The sequence below is a fragment of the Streptomyces paromomycinus genome, from assembly GCF_003865155.1.
Taxonomy (GTDB): Bacteria; Actinomycetota; Actinomycetes; order Streptomycetales; family Streptomycetaceae; genus Streptomyces; species Streptomyces chrestomyceticus.
This window is the reverse complement of sequence record NZ_BHZD01000001.1, coordinates 6562482-6579003: the sequence shown is the minus strand read 5'-3', so window position 1 is coordinate 6579003 and position 16522 is coordinate 6562482. Positions and strand designations below refer to the sequence as shown.

Annotated in this window: 17 protein-coding genes; 4 read left to right on the top strand and 13 right to left on the bottom strand. The window is 72.6% G+C overall.

Annotated elements, in window-relative coordinates:
- Positions 1–27: 27 nt before the first annotated feature.
- The 4 genes from OEIGOIKO_RS28165 to OEIGOIKO_RS28150 form a co-directional block, all read right to left on the bottom strand.
- A complete protein-coding gene (locus OEIGOIKO_RS28165; protein WP_125056337.1) occupies positions 28–666 on the bottom strand; it encodes an MBL fold metallo-hydrolase in 639 nt (212 codons plus the stop codon).
- Positions 666–1751 carry an S-(hydroxymethyl)mycothiol dehydrogenase gene (locus OEIGOIKO_RS28160; RefSeq protein ID WP_125056336.1) on the bottom strand — a complete coding sequence of 362 codons (1086 nt, stop codon included), beginning with the start codon at positions 1749–1751 and terminating at the stop codon, positions 666–668. Before OEIGOIKO_RS28160 ends, OEIGOIKO_RS28165 begins: the two co-directional genes overlap by 1 nt.
- Before the next feature lie 106 nt (positions 1752–1857).
- Positions 1858–3201 carry an enolase C-terminal domain-like protein gene (locus OEIGOIKO_RS28155; RefSeq protein ID WP_125056335.1) on the bottom strand — a complete coding sequence of 448 codons (1344 nt, stop codon included), beginning with the start codon at positions 3199–3201 and terminating at the stop codon, positions 1858–1860.
- Positions 3202–3313: 112 nt separating this feature from the next.
- The gene (locus tag OEIGOIKO_RS28150; RefSeq protein WP_125056334.1) at positions 3314–3955 is read right to left on the bottom strand and encodes a flavin reductase family protein; all 642 of its coding nucleotides are present in this window, start codon (positions 3953–3955) and stop codon (positions 3314–3316) included.
- 172 nt (positions 3956–4127) lie between these two features.
- Here OEIGOIKO_RS28150 and OEIGOIKO_RS28145 point away from each other — a divergent pair, with 172 nt between their 5' ends.
- The gene (locus OEIGOIKO_RS28145; protein ID WP_125056333.1) at positions 4128–4931 is read left to right on the top strand and encodes an HAD family acid phosphatase; all 804 of its coding nucleotides are present in this window, start codon (positions 4128–4130) and stop codon (positions 4929–4931) included.
- 25 nt (positions 4932–4956) lie between these two features.
- Here the strand turns inward: OEIGOIKO_RS28145 and OEIGOIKO_RS28140 are convergent, their stop codons facing one another.
- From OEIGOIKO_RS28140 to OEIGOIKO_RS28130, 3 genes are all read right to left on the bottom strand, one after another.
- Positions 4957–5862 (bottom strand): ribonuclease Z, encoded by a 906-nt coding sequence (locus tag OEIGOIKO_RS28140; RefSeq protein WP_125056332.1) that lies wholly within the window; start codon positions 5860–5862, stop codon positions 4957–4959.
- A gap of 24 nt (positions 5863–5886) precedes the next feature.
- Entirely contained in the window at positions 5887–6243 is a 357-nt protein-coding gene (locus tag OEIGOIKO_RS28135; protein WP_031001933.1) for a histidine triad nucleotide-binding protein, read from the bottom strand.
- A 190-nt stretch (positions 6244–6433) separates the two neighbouring features.
- Positions 6434–7255: a hypothetical protein gene (locus tag OEIGOIKO_RS28130; RefSeq protein WP_125056331.1), complete on the bottom strand. Its 822-nt coding sequence runs from the start codon at positions 7253–7255 to the stop codon at positions 6434–6436.
- 160 nt (positions 7256–7415) lie between these two features.
- Between OEIGOIKO_RS28130 and OEIGOIKO_RS28125 the strand changes: the two genes are divergently transcribed.
- Positions 7416–7844: an OsmC family protein gene (locus tag OEIGOIKO_RS28125; RefSeq protein ID WP_125056330.1), complete on the top strand. Its 429-nt coding sequence runs from the start codon at positions 7416–7418 to the stop codon at positions 7842–7844.
- Between the two features lie 100 nt (positions 7845–7944).
- Here OEIGOIKO_RS28125 and OEIGOIKO_RS28120 read toward each other — a convergent pair whose 3' ends face one another.
- The 4 genes from OEIGOIKO_RS28120 to hrcA all read right to left on the bottom strand — a co-directional run bounded on the left by OEIGOIKO_RS28120 (position 7945) and on the right by hrcA (position 12330).
- Complete coding sequence (locus tag OEIGOIKO_RS28120; RefSeq protein WP_125056329.1) at positions 7945–8688, bottom strand: 16S rRNA (uracil(1498)-N(3))-methyltransferase; 744 nt, start codon at positions 8686–8688, stop codon at positions 7945–7947.
- Entirely contained in the window at positions 8685–9836 is a 1152-nt protein-coding gene (locus OEIGOIKO_RS28115; protein WP_125056328.1) for a nitronate monooxygenase, read from the bottom strand. Before OEIGOIKO_RS28115 ends, OEIGOIKO_RS28120 begins: the two co-directional genes overlap by 4 nt.
- Before the next feature lie 340 nt (positions 9837–10176).
- Positions 10177–11313: a molecular chaperone DnaJ gene (dnaJ, locus tag OEIGOIKO_RS28110; RefSeq protein WP_031001929.1), complete on the bottom strand. Its 1137-nt coding sequence runs from the start codon at positions 11311–11313 to the stop codon at positions 10177–10179.
- On the bottom strand, positions 11314–12330 hold the full coding sequence (gene hrcA / locus OEIGOIKO_RS28105) for a heat-inducible transcriptional repressor HrcA (protein WP_030021995.1): 1017 nt from the start codon (positions 12328–12330) through the stop codon (positions 11314–11316). It abuts the gene before it with no gap.
- Positions 12331–12582: 252 nt separating this feature from the next.
- On the opposite strand from hrcA, the gene OEIGOIKO_RS28100 reads away from it, so the two are divergent.
- On the top strand, positions 12583–13317 hold the full coding sequence (locus OEIGOIKO_RS28100) for an MBL fold metallo-hydrolase (RefSeq protein WP_125056327.1): 735 nt from the start codon (positions 12583–12585) through the stop codon (positions 13315–13317).
- Positions 13318–13345: 28 nt separating this feature from the next.
- Positions 13346–14173 carry a DUF3097 domain-containing protein gene (locus tag OEIGOIKO_RS28095; RefSeq protein WP_125056326.1) on the top strand — a complete coding sequence of 276 codons (828 nt, stop codon included), beginning with the start codon at positions 13346–13348 and terminating at the stop codon, positions 14171–14173.
- A 212-nt stretch (positions 14174–14385) separates the two neighbouring features.
- Here OEIGOIKO_RS28095 and OEIGOIKO_RS28090 read toward each other — a convergent pair whose 3' ends face one another.
- Entirely contained in the window at positions 14386–14856 is a 471-nt protein-coding gene (locus OEIGOIKO_RS28090; protein ID WP_246178135.1) for a Uma2 family endonuclease, read from the bottom strand.
- Positions 14857–15197: 341 nt separating this feature from the next.
- Positions 15198–16430, bottom strand: coding sequence for a radical SAM family heme chaperone HemW (hemW, locus tag OEIGOIKO_RS28085; RefSeq protein WP_125056324.1), 1233 nt, complete (start codon positions 16428–16430; stop codon positions 15198–15200).
- Positions 16431–16522 lie beyond the last annotated feature (92 nt).

Sequence of the window (16522 nt, the reverse complement as noted above, 5' to 3'; positions counted from 1 at the left end):
GCCGCGGACTGACAAGGGAGCGGGGGTTCAGTGCCCCCTCTTCACCCACTCGTCCAGGTGCGGCGCCTCGGCGCCGATCGTGGTGCCGTCGCCGTGCCCGGTACGCACCTCGGTGCGCGGCGGCAGCGTCAGCAGCCGGTCCCGGATCGAGTCGACGATGGTCGGGAAGTCGGAGAACGACCGGCCGGTGGCGCCGGGGCCGCCCTGGAAGAGGGTGTCGCCGGTGAAGACCGTGCCGTGCTCCCCCAGGCCCGGTGCGTACAGGCAGACCGCGCCCGGCGCGTGGCCGGGGGTGTGCAGCACGGTCAGGTCGACGCCGGCGACGGTGAGCACCTGGCCGTCCGCCAGTTCTTCCTCCGGTGCCCGGTCCGGGTGGGTCTGCTGCCAGAGCGGCAGGTCGGCCGGGTGCAGGTGGATGGACGCGCCGGTACGGGCGGCGAGGGCCGGGGCCGCGTCGATGTGGTCGTTGTGCGCGTGGGTGCAGATGACGGCGCGCAGCGTACGGCCGTCGAGCGCCGCGAAGATCGCGTCGGCGTCGTGGGCGGCGTCGATGACGACGGCCTCGGTGTCGTCGCCGACGATCCACACGTTGTTGTCGACGTCCCACTCACCGCCGTCGAGCGCGAAGGTGCCGGACGTGACCAGGTGGTCGATGCGGGCCGCCATCAGAGCGTCACCACCGAACGCAGTACGTCGCCCTGGTGCATCCGCTCGAATGCCTGCTCGACCCCGTCGATGCCGATCGTCTCCGTGACGAAGCCCGCCAGGTCGATCCGGCCCTGCTGGTGCAGGTCGACCAGCATCGGGAAGTCGCGGGACGGCAGGCAGTCGCCGTACCAGGACGACTTCAGCGCGCCGCCCCGGCCGAACACGTCCAGCAGCGGCAGCTCCAGCTTCATCTCCGGCGTCGGCACGCCGACCAGGACCACCGTGCCGGCCAGGTCGCGGGCGTAGAACGCCTGCCGGTAGGTCTCCGGGCGCCCCACCGCGTCGATCACCACGTCGGCGCCGAAGCCGCCGGTCAGCTCGCGGATCGCCTCGACGGGGTCGGCGGCGCGCGAGTTGACGGTGTGGGTGGCGCCCATCGTCTTGGCCATGGAGAGCTTGCGGTCCGCCACGTCCACGGCGATGATCCGCGCCGCGCCGGCCAGCCGGGCGCCGACGATCGCCGCGTCGCCCACACCGCCGCAGCCGATCACCGCGACGGTGTCGCCGCGGCCCACCGCGCCCGTGTTGATGGCCGCGCCGATGCCGGCCATCACGCCGCAGCCCAGCAGCCCGGCCACGGCGGGCGACACCTCGGGGTCGACCTTGGTGCACTGCCCGGCCGCGACCAGCGTCTTGTCGGCGAACGCGCCGATGCCGAGGGCGGGCGTCAGCTCCGTGCCGTCCTTCAGCGTCATCTTCTGCTTCGCGTTGTGGGTGTCGAAGCAGTACTGCGGCCGGCCGCGCTTGCAGGCCCGGCACTTGCCGCACACCGCACGCCAGTTGAGGACGACGAAGTCCCCGGGTTCGACGTCGGTCACGCCCGCCCCGACGGACTCCACGACGCCCGCCGCCTCGTGCCCGAGCAGGAACGGGAACTCGTCGTTGATCCCGCCCTGCTTGTAGTGCAGGTCCGTGTGGCACACTCCGCAGGCCTGCACCTTCACCACGGCCTCGCCCGGTCCGGGGTCCGGCACCAGGACGGTCTCCAGCCGCACCGGCTCGTTCTTCCCCGGCGCGATGACGCCGCGCACTTCCTGTGCCATCGGGACAGCTCCCTCCAAAGATCACGTACGGGATGAATACGGTACGCGTCCTCGGCGCCGGAAGCGCCGGTGCGGTGGCGGGCCCGACAGCCTCGGGGGCGCCGGCTCACCACCGCGGCACCCGGGGCGTCACCCACCCCGGGTCGGCGGCCCGCATCGCCGCCGCGTCGTCGCGGTCCCGGTACGTGCCGTCGTCGGCCAGCCAGCGCGCGTGCAGGGCCGCCAGCCGGTCGCGGTCGAGCGTGACGCCGAGGCCCGGCGCGTCGGACACCGGCAGCGCGCCGTCCGTGAAGGCGAGGCGTTCGGTGAGGACGTCCTCCGTCTGCCAGGGGTAGTGGGTGTCGCAGGCGTGGCGCAGGTCGGGGACGGTCGCGGCGACGTGGTTCATGGCGGCGAGGCTGATGCCGAGGTGGGTGTTGGAGTGCATGGACAGGCCGACGCCGAAGGCGCGGCAGATCGCGGCGAGTTCGCGGGTGTTGCGCAGGCCGCCCCAGTAGTGGTGGTCGGAGAGGACGACCTGGACGGCGTCCCGGGTGAACGCCTCCCGGATCTCGGCGAAGGTGGTCACGCACATGTTCGTGGCGAGCGGCAGGTCCGTACAGGAGGCGACCTCGGCCATGCGGGCGGTGGTGGCGGCGGGATCCTCCAGGTATTCGAGGACGTCCTGGAGCGCGTGGGCGACCTTCAGCGACGTGGGGACGCTCCATGCGCCGTTCGGGTCCAGGCGCAGCGGGTGTCCGGGGAAGGCCGCGGCCAGCGCACGGACGGCGGCGATCTCCTGCACGGGCTCGAAGACGCCGCCCTTCAGCTTGAAGGAGCGGAAACCGTACGTGTCGCGGAGGCGGCGGGCCTGGTCGACGATGCCGGGCGGGTCGAGGGCCGCGCCCCAGTCGTCGGGTTCGCCGCGGCCGCCGGGGTGTGCGGCCCAGCGGTAGAAGAGGTAGGCGCTGTAGTCGACACGGTCGCGGACCTTGCCGCCGAGCAGGGCGTGGACGGGCAGGCCGGTGAGCCGCCCCCAGGCGTCCAGGCAGGCGACCTCGAAGCCGGAGAGGACGGAGAGCCGCAGCTTGTCGGCGGTCTGCACGCCGCGCAGGCCGCCCGCGGTGACCTCAGCGGCGCCGGTGGCCGCCGGGGAGTCGCCGCACACCTCGGCGGCCAGACGCGGCAGCACGTTCAGGTCCGTGACCGGGCGGCCGATCAGCGCGTCGGCCAGCGGACCCGCCAGGTCGAGGTACTGCGTGTCGCCGTAGGTCTCGCCGAGGCCGGTCGCGCCGCCCGCCGTGGTCACCTCGACGATCAGGCGGGGTGTGTAGGGCTGGTGGACGCCCTGGGTGTTCAGCAGGGGCGGGTCGGCCACGAGGACCGGGGTGAGACGGACGGCGGTGACGGCGGTGGGAGCGGCCGGCGCCCGGGGCGCCGCTGTCTGCGTATGTAGACGTGATCCGTCCATGGGAACGGAGGGTAGGGAGGCGGGCCCGGGGCGTCAATGGGGACTCGCGCAAGTCGGTCGGAGAACCGGCGAGTTGGGCGCCGCTCCGGTCGGCGCGGCCCGGCGGGTGCGGCTACGCGTCGCGAGGCGTCTGCGTACGGTACGACCGGCCCAGCTCCGGCCCGAGCCCGAAGTAGTGGCGGAAGTTGTAGACGAGCGGGCTCCAGGCGGCCGGGTCGATGTGGTCGGTGCCGGGGACGACGATGCCGGGATCGGCGTGCACCGCGCTCACGACGGTCTCGACGAGGACGAAGTGACCGGAGACGTCCGGTCGCACCCGCTCGGCGCGCGCCTCCATCTGGAACGGGCATTCGGCGACGCGGGGCGGCCGTACCGAGCGGGACGGTACGGCGGTCAGCCCGGCCGCGCCGAACTTGTCCGGCTCGTACCGGCAGCCCGCGGGCTTGCCCGGCGGCACCGGATCGCGGCCGGTGAGCGGCGCCAGCCGCTCCACCGCGGGCCACAGCCCGGGGCCCGGCAGACTGAGCACCAGTCCGGGCCGGCTGCCGAGGTTGTGCGCGGTCTGTCCTTCGCGGCCGAGTCCGAGGACCACGGTCCGGCCGAGCGCCCAGGCGGAGGAGATGGGGGCGAGGTTGAAGGTGCCGTCCTCGTTCTCCGTGGACACGAGGACCACCGGCGTCCCGAAGTACAGGACGCTGGGCGCTATCTCCAGGTGGCCGGTGGCGGGCGCGGCGGCAGGGGGTGCGGTGTTCATGACGGGGAGCCTAGGAGCCGGTCGTTTCGGTACGGACCGAAGCGTGTCGGCCCGTCCGGCACTGGTCCATTCGGGCCAGCCTTTGCCAATCATTGAATCTTCGCGCGTAGATGTCCGTGTAAACGCTCTGTTAAACCTAGGTGGCCCCCACCGGTCCAGCTAGGAGCAGCACATGCGCCACCCCGTCCTCTCCCGTCGCCGTGCCCGCATCGGCGCCGCGGCCGCCACGGTGGTCGTCGCCGGTACCGCGGCGTTCGGCGTCGGCCAGGCCACCGCCGAGCACTCCGTACCGCGTACGGACAAGGAGATCCCGAACCTCACTCAGGTGCAGGACAAGATCAAGGCGTACTACGGCGACACGGTGACCGCGGACGGGCAGCACTACGCCTCCCCGCACAGCAACTACGCCAAGCAGGTACGCGGCATCACGGACTCGGCCCGCCGCTACCTCGACAAGGTCGCCAAGGACGCCCGCACGCACCACCACGGCAAGAAGCCCGCCATCGTCCTGGACATGGACGACACCACGCTGCTCACCTACAACTACGAGCTCCAGGTCGGCTTCCACCACACCGAGGCGGCCCAGGACAAGTACCTGGCCAGCACCGACATGGAAGCGGTCTACGGCATGGACCGCCTGGTCAACCGGGCGCACCGCCAGGGCATCGAGGTCTTCTTCGTCACCGGCCGCAAGGAGGCGCAGCGCGAGTGGAGCGTGCGCAACCTCAAGAACGTCGGCTACGGCGTCCCGCTGGACCGCGCGCACGTCTACCTCAAGGACAAGAAGAACCCGCCGGCCTACCTGCCGTGCGGCGCGAAGTGCACGACGGTCCAGTTCAAGTCGGGCACCCGCAAGCACATCGAGTCGAAGGGCTACAACATCGTCGCCAACTTCGGTGACCAGTACAGCGACCTGAACGGCGGCTACGGCGACAAGACGTTCAAGCTGCCGAACCCGATGTACTTCCTGCCCTGATCCCGATTCCGCGGCCAGGAGCTCTTCAGGCGCGCTTGGGCACCGGGACGCGCATCAGGTCGCGGGCGACGGTCAGTTCGCCCGCGAACCCGGCCGCCCGCGCCTGCCGCTCGAACTCCGAGGGGTCCGAGTAGCGCTGGGAGAAGTGGGTGAGGACCAGGTGGCGCACGCCCGCGTCAGCGGCGGCGCGCGCCGCCTGGCCCGCCGTCAGGTGCCCGTGGTCGGCGGCCAGCCGCTCGTCCTCGTCGAGGAACGTCGACTCGATGACCAGCAGGTCGCAGCCCTCGGCGAGGGCGTGCACCCCGTCGCACAGCCGGGTGTCCATGACGAAGGCGAAGCGCTGGCCCCGCCGTACCTCGCTGACGTCGTCGAGGGTGACCCCGTTCAGCTCCCCCTCGCGCTGGAGCCGGCCGACGTCCGGTCCCGCGATGCCGTGCGCGGCGAGCCGCTCCGGCAGCATCCGGCGCCCGTCCGGCTCGACGAGCCGGTAGCCGAACGACTCGACCGGGTGGGAGAGCCTGCGCGCCTCCAGGACGTACGACGGGGTACGGGCCAGCACCCCGTCGGCGGCCACCGGCTCCTCGCCCAGCCGTACCGTCTCGCGGTAGGCGGTGGCGTACCGCAGCCGGTCGAAGAACCGCTGCCCGCTCGCCGGGTAGTGCGCGGTGACCGGGTGCGGCACCCGGTCGAGGTTGATCCGCTGGATGACGCCGGCGAGCCCCAGCGAATGGTCACCGTGGAAGTGGGTGACGCAGAGCCGGTGCAGGTCGTGCGCGGCGACCCCGGCCCGCAGCATCTGCCGCTGAGTGCCCTCGCCGGGGTCGAACATGATGCCTTCGCCGTCCCAGCGCAGCACGTAGCCGTTGTGGTTACGGTGCCGGGTGGGCACCTGGCTGGCGGTGCCGAGGACGACGAACTCGCGTACGGACACGGGACTGCGGCTCCTTCGCCCCGGTCAGACCAGGCGCTGGAGGTCGCGGCCGCCCAGCACGTGCGCGTGCGCGTGGAAGACGGTCTGGCCGGCGCCCGGACCGGTGTTGAAGATGATCCGGTAGCCGGTCGCGTCGACCTTCTCGTCGGCGGCCACCGCGGCGGCCTCGCTCAGCACCTCACCGGCGATCCGCGGCTCGGCAGCGGCCAGCTCCCCGGCGTTCGCGTAGTGCACCTTGGGGATCACCAGGACGTGCGTCGGTGCCTGCGGGCTGATGTCCCGGAAAGCGACGGTCGTCTCGGTCTCCCGCACGATCGTCGCGGGCACCTCGCCTGCCACGATCTTGCAGAACAGGCAGTCGGCCTGCGGTTCTCCCGCCACCGGTGGGCTCCTCCCGGGTCGCCGGCCGGTACGCGGCGCCCCCGTCCGTCCGGAGCCGGGCCGCCCGTACCGTGCCGTGTCACATCACCATCACGTCTACGGGACCGGATGTTACCGGGCCGCCCGTGGGCGGTGGTGCGGCGGCCGGGCCGGAGGCGGGAGGAGCCCGGGGCGGCGCGCCGGACGGTGGTCAGTGTTCGGCGGCCCAGGTCTGCTTCTGGCCGTCGTTTCCGTCGTGGTTGTTGCCGTCGTCGTGGTTGTTGCCGCCGTCGTCCTGGCCGTTGTCGTTCTGGCCGTTGTCGTTCTGGCCGTCCTGGCCGTCCTGGCCGTCGTGGTCGCCCTGGCCGTCGTGGTCGTGCGAGTCGTCCGAGCAGGTTTCGCTGGGCGACGGGTCCGGGTCCGGGTCGGGGTCCGGATCCGACGGCTGAGCCGTGACCGTGACGGTGACGGGCGGTGTGTACGGCGGCTCGTGGGACGTGTGGCCGCTGCTGGGCGGCTGGACGGTGTGGGTGACGGTCGGGCGCGGGGTGCCGGTCGGCTCGTCCTCGTCGCAGTTGCCGAGCACGCCCACCTTGAAGACGACCTGCCCGGCGACCCGAGCGGTCAGCCGCCCGCGCACACAGCGGCCGTCGACCTCGGAGGTGACCCGGCCGGTGATGGTGATCTTGCTGCCCCGAGCGGTCTGGCCCTGGCAGTCGACGGTGACGACGGTGTGGCGGGACGCCGTGGCCGTGGCGTTGCCCGTGGCCTGCTGGTCCCGCGGCACGGTCGCCGTACAGCTCAGCCAGCTCACGTTCACGCCGATGCGCTCCAGCGCCACGGTCCCCGCCTGATCGGTGGTGTAAGCGATCGACGAGGTGTTCAGTCCGCCGGCCGGCTCACAGGCGGTCACCGCGACGACCGCCGCGCCCGCGGCGCCCACCGTCGCGAGCAGCCGGCCGCGCCGGGTCGATCCGGCCCGGGACCTGCCGGTCCGCGCGAGCCGTGTCCGTACGTCTCGTAAGCGCCCCATGGACCCCATGCCCGGCAGCGTCCCACCCCGGCCCCCGGACCAACAGTCCCGGCTCGGCCAGTGTGCGCCCGCCGCTCCGGGGCACGCGGAGCACCGCGCCGACTTCACTAAGCTGATCCGGCACAGCCCGCCATCACCCCACGACCAGGAGTCATCCACCATGGCAACGACCCGCACCGCGCAGACCCACTGGGAAGGCAACCTGATGGAGGGCAAGGGCCAGGTCGCCCTCGCCTCCTCCAACGTCGGCACGTTCGACGTGAACTGGCCGGCCCGCGCCGAGCAGCCGAACGGCGTCACCAGCCCCGAGGAGCTGATCGCGGCGGCCCACTCGTCCTGCTACTCGATGGCCTTCTCGCACGGCCTGGCCGGCAAGGGCTACACCGTCGCGGCGCTGGACACCAAGGCCGACGTGACCTTCCAGCCGGGCGAGGGCATCACCGGCATCGTGCTGACCCTCAAGGCCAGCGTGCCCGGCCTGTCCGAGGAGGACTTCCAGGCCGCGGCCGAGGACGCGAAGAAGAACTGCCCGGTGAGCCAGGCGCTGGCCGGCGTCAAGAACATCACCCTCCACGCCGAGCTGGTCTGATCCGGCGGCAGCGGTGAGCGGCGGGGCCGCGGCGACACGCGCGCCGCGGCCCCGCCGTCGTCCGTCGCCTCTCCCGCGCCAGGGGCCCGGAAGGCCCGGGTCAGCTCCAGCGGCCGGTACGGCCCAGCAGCAGCGCGGTGGCCGCCGTACCCGCCGTCGACGTCCGCAGGACGCTCCACCCGAGCCGGTACGCCTTGGCGCCCGCCTCCTCGAAGGCCGTCAACTCCTCCGGAGACACGCCCCCTTCAGGGCCGACCACGAGCACGATCCGCCCGCTCGACGGCAGTTCGGCGGCGGCCAGCGGGGCACTGCCCGCGTCGCGGTCCTCGTGCAGTACGGCGGCGAAGTCCGCCTCCGCGAGGAGCGCCGCGACCTGCTTGGTCGACATCAGGTCGGCGACCTCGGGAAAGCGCAGCCGGCGCGCCTGCTTGCCCGCCTCGCGGGCGGTGTTGCGCCACTTGGCCAGGGACTTCGCGGCCCGCTCACCCTTCCACTGCGTGATGCACCGGGACGCGGCCCACGGGACGACGGCGTCCACGCCGGTCTCCGTCATGGTCTCCACGGCCAGTTCGCCGCGGTCGCCCTTGGGGAGGGCCTGGACGACGGTGATGCGCGGCGCCGGCTCCGGCTCGGTCTGCGTACCGGTCACGTCGACGACGAGCCGGTCCTTGCCCTCGGCGGCCCGCACCACGCCCACCGCGCCGCTGCCGCGCCCGTCCGTCAGCACCACGGATTCGCCCGCGCGAAGCCGCCGTACGGAGACCGCGTGCCGCCCCTCGGGCCCGTCCAGCACGGTCTCCCCCGCGCCCGGGACGCTCTCGACGAGAAACACCGGCGCCGTCACAGCGCACCTCCCAGCTCGCCCGGGAGCCCCGGACCGGCCTGATAGCCCTCCGGCACGGCCAAGTCGCGCGCGTCCTCCCGGACCGATCCGGCGCGCGCCGCCTCCAGTTCGGCCACCAGCACCTCGACCAGCTGACCGGCCGGCAGCTGCCGCGCCATCCGGTGCCCCTGGCCCGCCCACAGCGCCATGCCCTGCGCGTCGCCGGTCTTGGCGGCGGCCTTGCGCAGGCCCGAGGTGAGGTGGTGCACGGCCGGGTAGGCGGCCGGGGCGTACGGGCCGTGCTCGCGCAGGAAACGGTTCACCAGGCTGCGGGCCGGGCGTCCGGAGAAGGCCCTGGTCAGCTCGGTACGCGTGAACAGGGGGTTGGTCATCGCCTGTTTGTGCAACGGGTTCGCGCCGGATTCCGGGGTGACCAGGAACGCCGTACCGAGCTGCGCCATCGACGCGCCCGCCGCCAGCACCGCGGCGATCTGCGAGCCGCGCATCAGACCGCCCGCCGCGACGATCGGTATCTGCACGGCCTCCCGCACCTGCGCGATCAGCGACAGCAGCCCGACCCCGGCGCCGGTGCCGTCGGCCTGCGGGTCGTCGCGGTGGGTGCCCTGGTGGCCGCCGGCCTCGATGCCCTGGACGCAGACCGCGTCGGCGCCGGACCACTGCGCGGCCTGCGCCTCGGCCGCCGTGGTGGCGGTGACGATCGTGAACGTACCGACTTTGGCGAATCCGTCGAGGACGGCGCGCGACGGACACCCGAAGTGGAAGGAGACGACCGGCACCGGGTCCTCGCGCAGGATGGCGAGCTTCGCCTCGTACCCGTCGTCGACACCTTCGTACGGGTCGATGTCGTCCAGCGGTGTCTCGTACCAGGCCGACTCGCCCGCGAGCTGCTCACGGTAGACCTCGACGGCGGCGTTGTCGGCGAGCGCGGGCTGCGGCATGAAGAGGTTGACGCCGAAGGGGCGGTCGGTGAGCCCGCGCAGCTGTTTGATCTCCTGATACATGCCGTCCGCGGTCTTGTACCCGGCGGCCAGGAAGCCGAGTCCGCCGGCGCCGCTGACGGCGGCGGCCAGCTCCGGGCGGGCGACGCCGCCTGCCATGGGGGCCTGCGCGATCGGATGACGGCAGAGATCGGTCAGCGCTGTGGGCATGACCACATCGTGTCACGCCGCACGCGGGGTCCCGAACCGGGCCCGGACCCACCAAGATCAAACAGGTCCGGCGATCAGGGCAGTTCGGGCGGGACCGAGGGCTTCGGGGGCACCGGACGACGAACGGCGGCCGGGCTGAAAAGCCCGGCCGCCGCCATGTTCCGTACGGGGGTCACCACCCGTTGCCGTGCCCATCCGGGGGACAACCCCCGGACCCCCGGCACAACAACCGCCTACCGCCCGTTGAACGCATCCTTCAGACGCGAGAACAGCCCCTGCTGCCCCGGCTGACGGTACCTGCCCGGGGGACAACCCCCGGACCCCCCGGCACAACAACCGCCTACCGCCCGTTGAACGCATCCTTCAGACGCGAGAACAGCCCCTGCTGCCCCGGCTGGAACTGCCCCGTCGGGCGTTCCTCGCCGCGCAGCTTGGCGAGCCGCCGCAGCAGCTCCTCCTGCTCCGCGTCCAGCTTGGACGGCGTGATGACCTCGACGTGCACGATGAGGTCACCGCGCCCGTTGCCGCGCAGGTGGGTGACGCCGCGGCCGTGCAGCGGGATCGACTGGCCGGACTGGGTGCCGGGCCGGATGTCGATCTCCTCCATGCCGTCCAGCGTCTCCAGCGGGCACTTGGTGCCCAGCGCCGCCGCCGTCATCGGGATGGTGACCGTGCAGTGCAGGTCGTCGCCGCGCCGCTGGAACGTCGGGTGCGACAGTTCGTGGATCTCCACGTACAGGTCGCCGGCCGGGCCGCCGCCGGGGCCGACCTCGCCCTCGCCCGCGAGCTGGATACGGGTGCCGTTGTCCACACCGGCCGGGATCTTGACCGTGAGCGTACGGCGGGAGCGGATCCGGCCGTCGCCGGCGCACTCCGGGCACGGGGTCGGCACGACCGTGCCGAAGCCCTGGCACTGCGGACACGGCCGCGAGGTCATGACCTGGCCCAGGAAGGACCGGGTGACCTGCGAGACCTCACCGCGGCCGCGGCACATGTCACAGGTCTGCGCCGAGGTGCCGGGCGCCGCGCCCTCACCCGAACAGGTCGTACAGACGACGGCGGTGTCCACCTGGATGTCCTTGGTGGTCCCGAAGGCCGCCTCGTCCAGTTCGACGTCCAGCCGGATCATGGCGTCCTGGCCGCGCCGCGTACGGGACCGGGGTCCGCGCTGCGACGCCGTACCGAAGAACGCGTCCATGATGTCGGAGAAGTTGCCGAAGCCCGCGCCGAAGCCGCCGGCCCCGCCGCCGCCACCCGCCTGCGAGAGGGGGTCGCCGCCGAGGTCGTAGACCTGCTTCTTCTGCGGGTCCGAGAGCACCTCGTAAGCGGCGTTGATCTCCTTGAACCGCTCCTGGGTCTTCGGATCCGGGTTCACATCCGGGTGCAGCTCGCGGGCCAGCCGCCGGAAAGCCTTCTTGATCTCGTCCTGCGAGGCATCGCGCCGTACGCCCAGGACCGCGTAATAGTCCGTGGCCACTTACGACTCCGCGAGGATCTGTCCGACGTAACGTGCCACTGCGCGTACCGCTCCCATCGTTCCGGGGTAGTCCATGCGGGTCGGTCCGACCACGCCGAGTTTGGCGACTGCCTCGTCGCCCGAACCGTAGCCGACCGCGACGACCGATGTGGACGTCAGGCCCTCATGGGCATTCTCATGCCCGATGCGTACGGTCATGCCGGAGTCCTTGGCCTCCCCCAGCAGTTTGAGGAGCACCACCTGCTCCTCCAGGGCCTCCAGCACCGGCCGGATGGTCAGTGGGAAATCGTGCCCGAAGCGCGTGAGATTGGCGGTGCCGCCGATCATCAGCCGCTCCTCGGTCTCCTCCACCAGAGTCTCCAGCAACACCGACAGCACTGTCGAGACCGTGCCCCGGTCCTCCTGCTCGAAGGACTCCGGGAGATCCTGCACGAGCTGCGGCACGTCCGTGAACCGCCGCCCCACCACGCGGCTGTTCAGCCGCGCCCGCAGGTCCGCCAAGGAGGTCTCGCCGAACGGCGCCGGGCAGTCCACCATGCGCTGCTCGACCCGGCCGGTGTCCGTGATCAGTACCAGCATCAGCCGGGCCGGCGCCAGCGACAGCAGTTCCACGTGCCGCACCGTGGACCGGGTCAGCGACGGGTACTGCACGACGGCGACCTGCCGGGTCAGCTGCGCCAGCAGCCGTACCGTGCGGCCCACGACGTCGTCCAGGTCGACGGCGCCGTCCAGGAAGTTCTGGATGGCGCGCCGCTCGGGGCTGGAAAGCGGCTTGACGCCGGCCAGCTTGTCGACGAAGAGGCGGTAGCCCTTGTCCGTCGGGATGCGCCCGGCGCTCGTGTGCGGCTGGGCGATGAAGCCCTCGTCCTCCAGCGCGGCCATGTCGTTGCGGACCGTGGCGGGGGAGACACCGAGCTGGTGCCGCTGGGTCAGCGCCTTGGAGCCGACCGGCTCCTCGGTCCCGACATAGTCCTGGACGATGGCGCGCAGCACTTCGAGTCTGCGTTCACTGAGCATCGCGCACACCTCCAGTCCGGCCGTGTCACCGGCGCGCGGCCGGGTTCTTCCGGGTCGTCTTCCCTGGCACTCATCAGGTCCGAGTGCCAGACCCTGACCAAGTGTACGGCCGGGTCGCACGGGCAGGGCAAGGGCGGCGGTACCCAAGTCGCACTCCGGGCTCCCGCGAAATGCGTACCGCGGGCGGCGGCGGGCACCCGGAACCCCCCGGTCCGGCGGGCAACGCTATCGCGATACGGCTAGCGTCTCGGTATGCGTACGACTTGGGAAGAGGCCGGGTGGGAACGGCTCGGCGCGGGCGTCGGGCGGCGCCGGATGCCCGGCTGGGACGAGACGGTGGGCGCCGTCGTCGGCTCGTCCGGCGTGCTGATCGTGGACACCGGCGCGACGATCCGGGACGGTGCCGAGCTGCGCCGTCAACTTCGCGACATCACTGGACGGAACGTGACATATGTCGCGCTGACCCATCCCCACTTCGACCACGTCCTGGGCACCGCGGCCTTCGCGGGCGTCCAGGTCTTCGGCGCGGCCGGGCTCGACGAGTTCCTGCCGCGCGCCCAGGACGACCTGCGGCGCGACGCGGTGTCGCACGGCGTGGACCCGGACGCCGCGGCGGAGGCCACCGACCTGCTCGTGACCCCGCACCACCTCGTGTCCGGCGAACGCACCGTCGACCTCGGCGACCGGCAGGTCCTGCTCGCCAACGTCGGCCCCGGCCACACCGCGCACGACCTGGTCGTCCTGGTCCCCGGCACGCACGGCTCGCCCGCGGTCGTCTTCTGCGGCGACCTGGTCGAGGAGTCCGGCGAGCCCCAGGCGGGGCCGGACGCGCTCCCCGGCCGGTGGCCCGCCGCCCTGGACCGGCTGCTGGCCCTCGGCGGCGAGGACGCGGTGTACGTACCCGGGCACGGAGCTGTCGTGGATGCCCGATTCGTCCGTGAGCAACGCGACGCGCTGAGCCGCCGCTTCGGCGTGTCGCGGCACTGACCGGCCATCCCTTCTTATCGTCTGTCCAATGCGCAGCAGAGAGTACGGCCCGGACCTCACCCCGCCGTGGAAGAAGCAGCAGCCGGCTCCCGAGGTCGAGGCCGAGCCGGACCTCGTCGTCGAGGAAGCCGTCACCGGGTTCTGCGGCGCGGTCGTCCGCTGCGAGAAGACCGCCGAAGGCCCGACCGTCACCCTGGAGGACCGCTTCGGCAAACACCGGGTCTTCCCGATGCCCCCGCGCGGCTTCCTCCTGGACGGCAAGCCCGTCACCCTCGTACGCCCCTCCTCGCGCCCCGCCGCACGCGGACCGGCCCGTACGGCCTCCGGCTCCCTGGCCGTCCCCGGCGCCCGCGCACGGGTCGCCCGCGCCGGGCGCATCTACGTCGAAGGGCGCCACGACGCCGAGCTGGTGGAACGCGTCTGGGGCGACGACCTGCGCATCGAGGGCGTCGTCGTGGAATACCTCGAAGGCGTCGACGACCTCCCGGCCATCGTCCGCTCCTTCTCCCCCGGCCCGGACGCCCGCCTCGGCGTCCTGGTCGACCATCTCGTCCCCGGCTCGAAGGAGTCCCGCATCGCGGCCTCGGTCACCGACGAGGACGTCCTGGTCGTCGGCCACCCGTACATCGACATCTGGGAAGCGGTGAAACCCGCCGCGGTCGGCATCCCCGCCTGGCCGTCCGTCCCCCGCGGCCAGGACTGGAAGACCGGCGTCTGCCGCGCCCTCGGCTGGCCGGAGAACACCGGGGCGGCGTGGCAGCACATCCTCTCCCACGTCCACTCCTACAAGGAGCTGGAGCCGGCGCTGCTGGGGCGGGTGGAGGAACTGATCGACTTCGTCACGGCGCCGGGGTGAGCGGCGTCGGCTCCGCTACCCCGCCACCAGCCGCACCGCACGCCCGCAGCGGTGGAGGACCAGGTCATCCGCCTGCGAGGCGAACACCACGCCGGCCCGCTGCGACCGGCCGTCCGTACCGGTGTGGCACCCTCCGCCCACTGCGTCCTCAAGCGCCACGGCCTGCCGCCGCCGGCCGCCACCGTCCAGGCCCCCGGTGAGCCCGTCCGCCGCTACGAACGGGCCGGCCCGGCGTTGGGGAGGGACTGAAATGCGGTGGTGTCCAACTGGACGCCGAGGAGGTCCAGTGGCATGGGAGTACCGAACTTGGTGGTGAGCTGCACCGCGTAGTCGGCGTGGTCACCGATGCCGGTGGGCTCGGTGAGCAGGACACACTGCGCCACGGTGGGATCGATGATCAGGTAGGCGGGGATCCCGCCTGCGGCGTAGATGTTGCGCTTGACGCGGTGGTCACGGTCGACGCTGGTCTCGGAGACGACCTCGACAAGCATCGTGACCGCCTCGGACGGCATGCGCCGACCGGACGCGGGACCGGCGCCGCGCTCCAGGACCACCAGGTCCGGCTCAGGCTCGCTCACCTCTTCGGCGCCCCCCGACAGCACGATCTGTCCGCGCAGAAGCTCCGCCTTGTATCCCTCGGGAACCTCCAGTCCCTCGAAGAAGGCGACAAGGGAGCGCGAAATCGGCGGTTGCGGCTCGCTTCCCTCCCGCGCGGACGGGACATCCGGCGCCCGCTGACGGCGCCGGCACTCGTACGGGATCTGATCCGCCACGGACGCGACGATGTGGTCGTGGGCGCGGTCAGGCGCCGGCGAAATCAGGATCTCGCCCCAGAGGAGTTCCTTTCTGCTCCCCTCCGGAACGTCCAGCCGCCGGAAGAACCCGGCCACGTCGGCGATCGGCCGACCGCCCACGTCGCTCATCCCTGTGCCCCCTCCGCCCCCCCTCACGTGCATCGATCGCAGCCTAGGGACGCGCCGGAGGGCCGGCCGCGACTACGCCCGCCCTTCACCCGGCCGAGTGATCAGTCCACCAAATCCCGCACCACCGCGTCCGCCAGCAGCCGCCCCCGCAGGGTCAGGACGGCGCGGCCCTGCTCGTACGGGCCGGGTTGCAGGAGGCCGTCGGACAGGGCGCGGGCGGCGGCCTTCGCGCCCGCCGGGGCGAGGAGGCCGAGGGGGCAGCCGGCCGCGAGGCGGAGTTCGAGGAGGATGCGTTCGACGCGGCGGTCCTCGTCGGAGAGGAGTTCGCGGCCCGCGCCGGGCGACCGGCCCTCGCCGAGTGCCTGTGCGTACGCGCCGGGGTGCTTCACGTTCCACCAGCGGACGCCGCCCACGTGGCTGTGCGCGCCGGGGCCCGCGCCCCACCAGTCCGCGCCGGTCCAGTACAGCTCGTTGTGGCGGCAGCGGGCCGCCTCCGTCGTGGCCCAGTTGGAGACCTCGTACCACTGGAAGCCGGCCGCGGACAGCGCCTCCTCGGTGATCAGGTAGCGGTCGGCGTGCACGTCGTCGTCGGTCATCGGCACCTCGCCGCGCCGGATCCGGCGGGCCAGCTGGGTGCCCTCCTCGACGATCAGCGCGTACGCGGAGACGTGGTCGGGCGCCGCGCCGAGCGCCGCGTCCAGCGTGGCCCGCCAGTCGTCGTCGGACTCGCCGGGCGTCCCGTAGATCAGGTCCAGGTTGACGTGGTCGAAGCCCGCCGCGCGCGCCTCGGCGACGCAGGCTTCCGGGCGGCCCGGGGTGTGCGTACGGTCCAGGATCTTCAGGACGTGCTGCCGGGCGCTCTGCATGCCGAAGGAGACCCGGTTGAAGCCGGCCTCCCGCAGTTCGGCGAGGTAGCGCGGGTCGACGGATTCCGGGTTGGCCTCGGTGGTGACCTCGGCGCCGTCCGCCAGTCCGAACTCGTCGCGGATCGCGGCGAGCATCCGTCCCAGGTCGGCGGCCGGGAGCAGGGTCGGCGTGCCGCCGCCGACGAAGACCGTCTCGACCGGCCGGGGATCGTCGCCGAGCACCTTGCGGGCGAGCCGGATCTCCTCGGCGACGGTCTCCGCGTAGTTCTCCCGCGAGGCGAGCGCGCCGCCCGAGCCGCGCAGCTCGGTGGCCGTGTACGTGTTGAAGTCGCAGTAGCCGCAGCGCGTCGCGCAGTACGGCACGTGCAGGTAGAACCCGAGCGGCCGGGCGGCCGCCCCCGTCAGGGCGTGACCGGGCAGCGACCCGTCTTCGGGCATGGGCTCACCGTCGGGGAGTGCGGAAGGCATGTGTTCCATTGTCCGGCATCGGGAGGGGAGCGGCTGCGGGCGGCCGGGACAGGGTGCCACCCGGCCGCCTCCGCCCGCCCCGGCCGCTGCCT

What these genes read in the sequence shown, in the direction of transcription:
- OEIGOIKO_RS28165 (WP_125056337.1), bottom strand. Translation starts at nt 666, where the DNA reads ATGGCGGCCCGCATCGACCACCTGGTCACGTCCGGCACCTTCGCGCTC.
- OEIGOIKO_RS28160 (WP_125056336.1), bottom strand. Translation starts at nt 1,751, where the DNA reads ATGGCACAGGAAGTGCGCGGCGTCATCGCGCCGGGGAAGAACGAGCCG.
- OEIGOIKO_RS28155 (WP_125056335.1), bottom strand. Translation starts at nt 3,201, where the DNA reads ATGGACGGATCACGTCTACATACGCAGACAGCGGCGCCCCGGGCGCCG.
- OEIGOIKO_RS28150 (WP_125056334.1), bottom strand. Translation starts at nt 3,955, where the DNA reads ATGAACACCGCACCCCCTGCCGCCGCGCCCGCCACCGGCCACCTGGAG.
- OEIGOIKO_RS28145 (WP_125056333.1), top strand. Translation starts at nt 4,128, where the DNA reads ATGCGCCACCCCGTCCTCTCCCGTCGCCGTGCCCGCATCGGCGCCGCG.
- OEIGOIKO_RS28130 (WP_125056331.1), bottom strand. Translation starts at nt 7,255, where the DNA reads ATGGGGCGCTTACGAGACGTACGGACACGGCTCGCGCGGACCGGCAGG.
- OEIGOIKO_RS28125 (WP_125056330.1), top strand. Translation starts at nt 7,416, where the DNA reads ATGGCAACGACCCGCACCGCGCAGACCCACTGGGAAGGCAACCTGATG.
- OEIGOIKO_RS28115 (WP_125056328.1), bottom strand. Translation starts at nt 9,836, where the DNA reads ATGCCCACAGCGCTGACCGATCTCTGCCGTCATCCGATCGCGCAGGCC.
- hrcA (WP_030021995.1), bottom strand. Translation starts at nt 12,330, where the DNA reads ATGCTCAGTGAACGCAGACTCGAAGTGCTGCGCGCCATCGTCCAGGAC.
- OEIGOIKO_RS28100 (WP_125056327.1), top strand. Translation starts at nt 12,583, where the DNA reads ATGCGTACGACTTGGGAAGAGGCCGGGTGGGAACGGCTCGGCGCGGGC.
- OEIGOIKO_RS28095 (WP_125056326.1), top strand. Translation starts at nt 13,346, where the DNA reads ATGCGCAGCAGAGAGTACGGCCCGGACCTCACCCCGCCGTGGAAGAAG.
- hemW (WP_125056324.1), bottom strand. Translation starts at nt 16,430, where the DNA reads ATGCCTTCCGCACTCCCCGACGGTGAGCCCATGCCCGAAGACGGGTCG.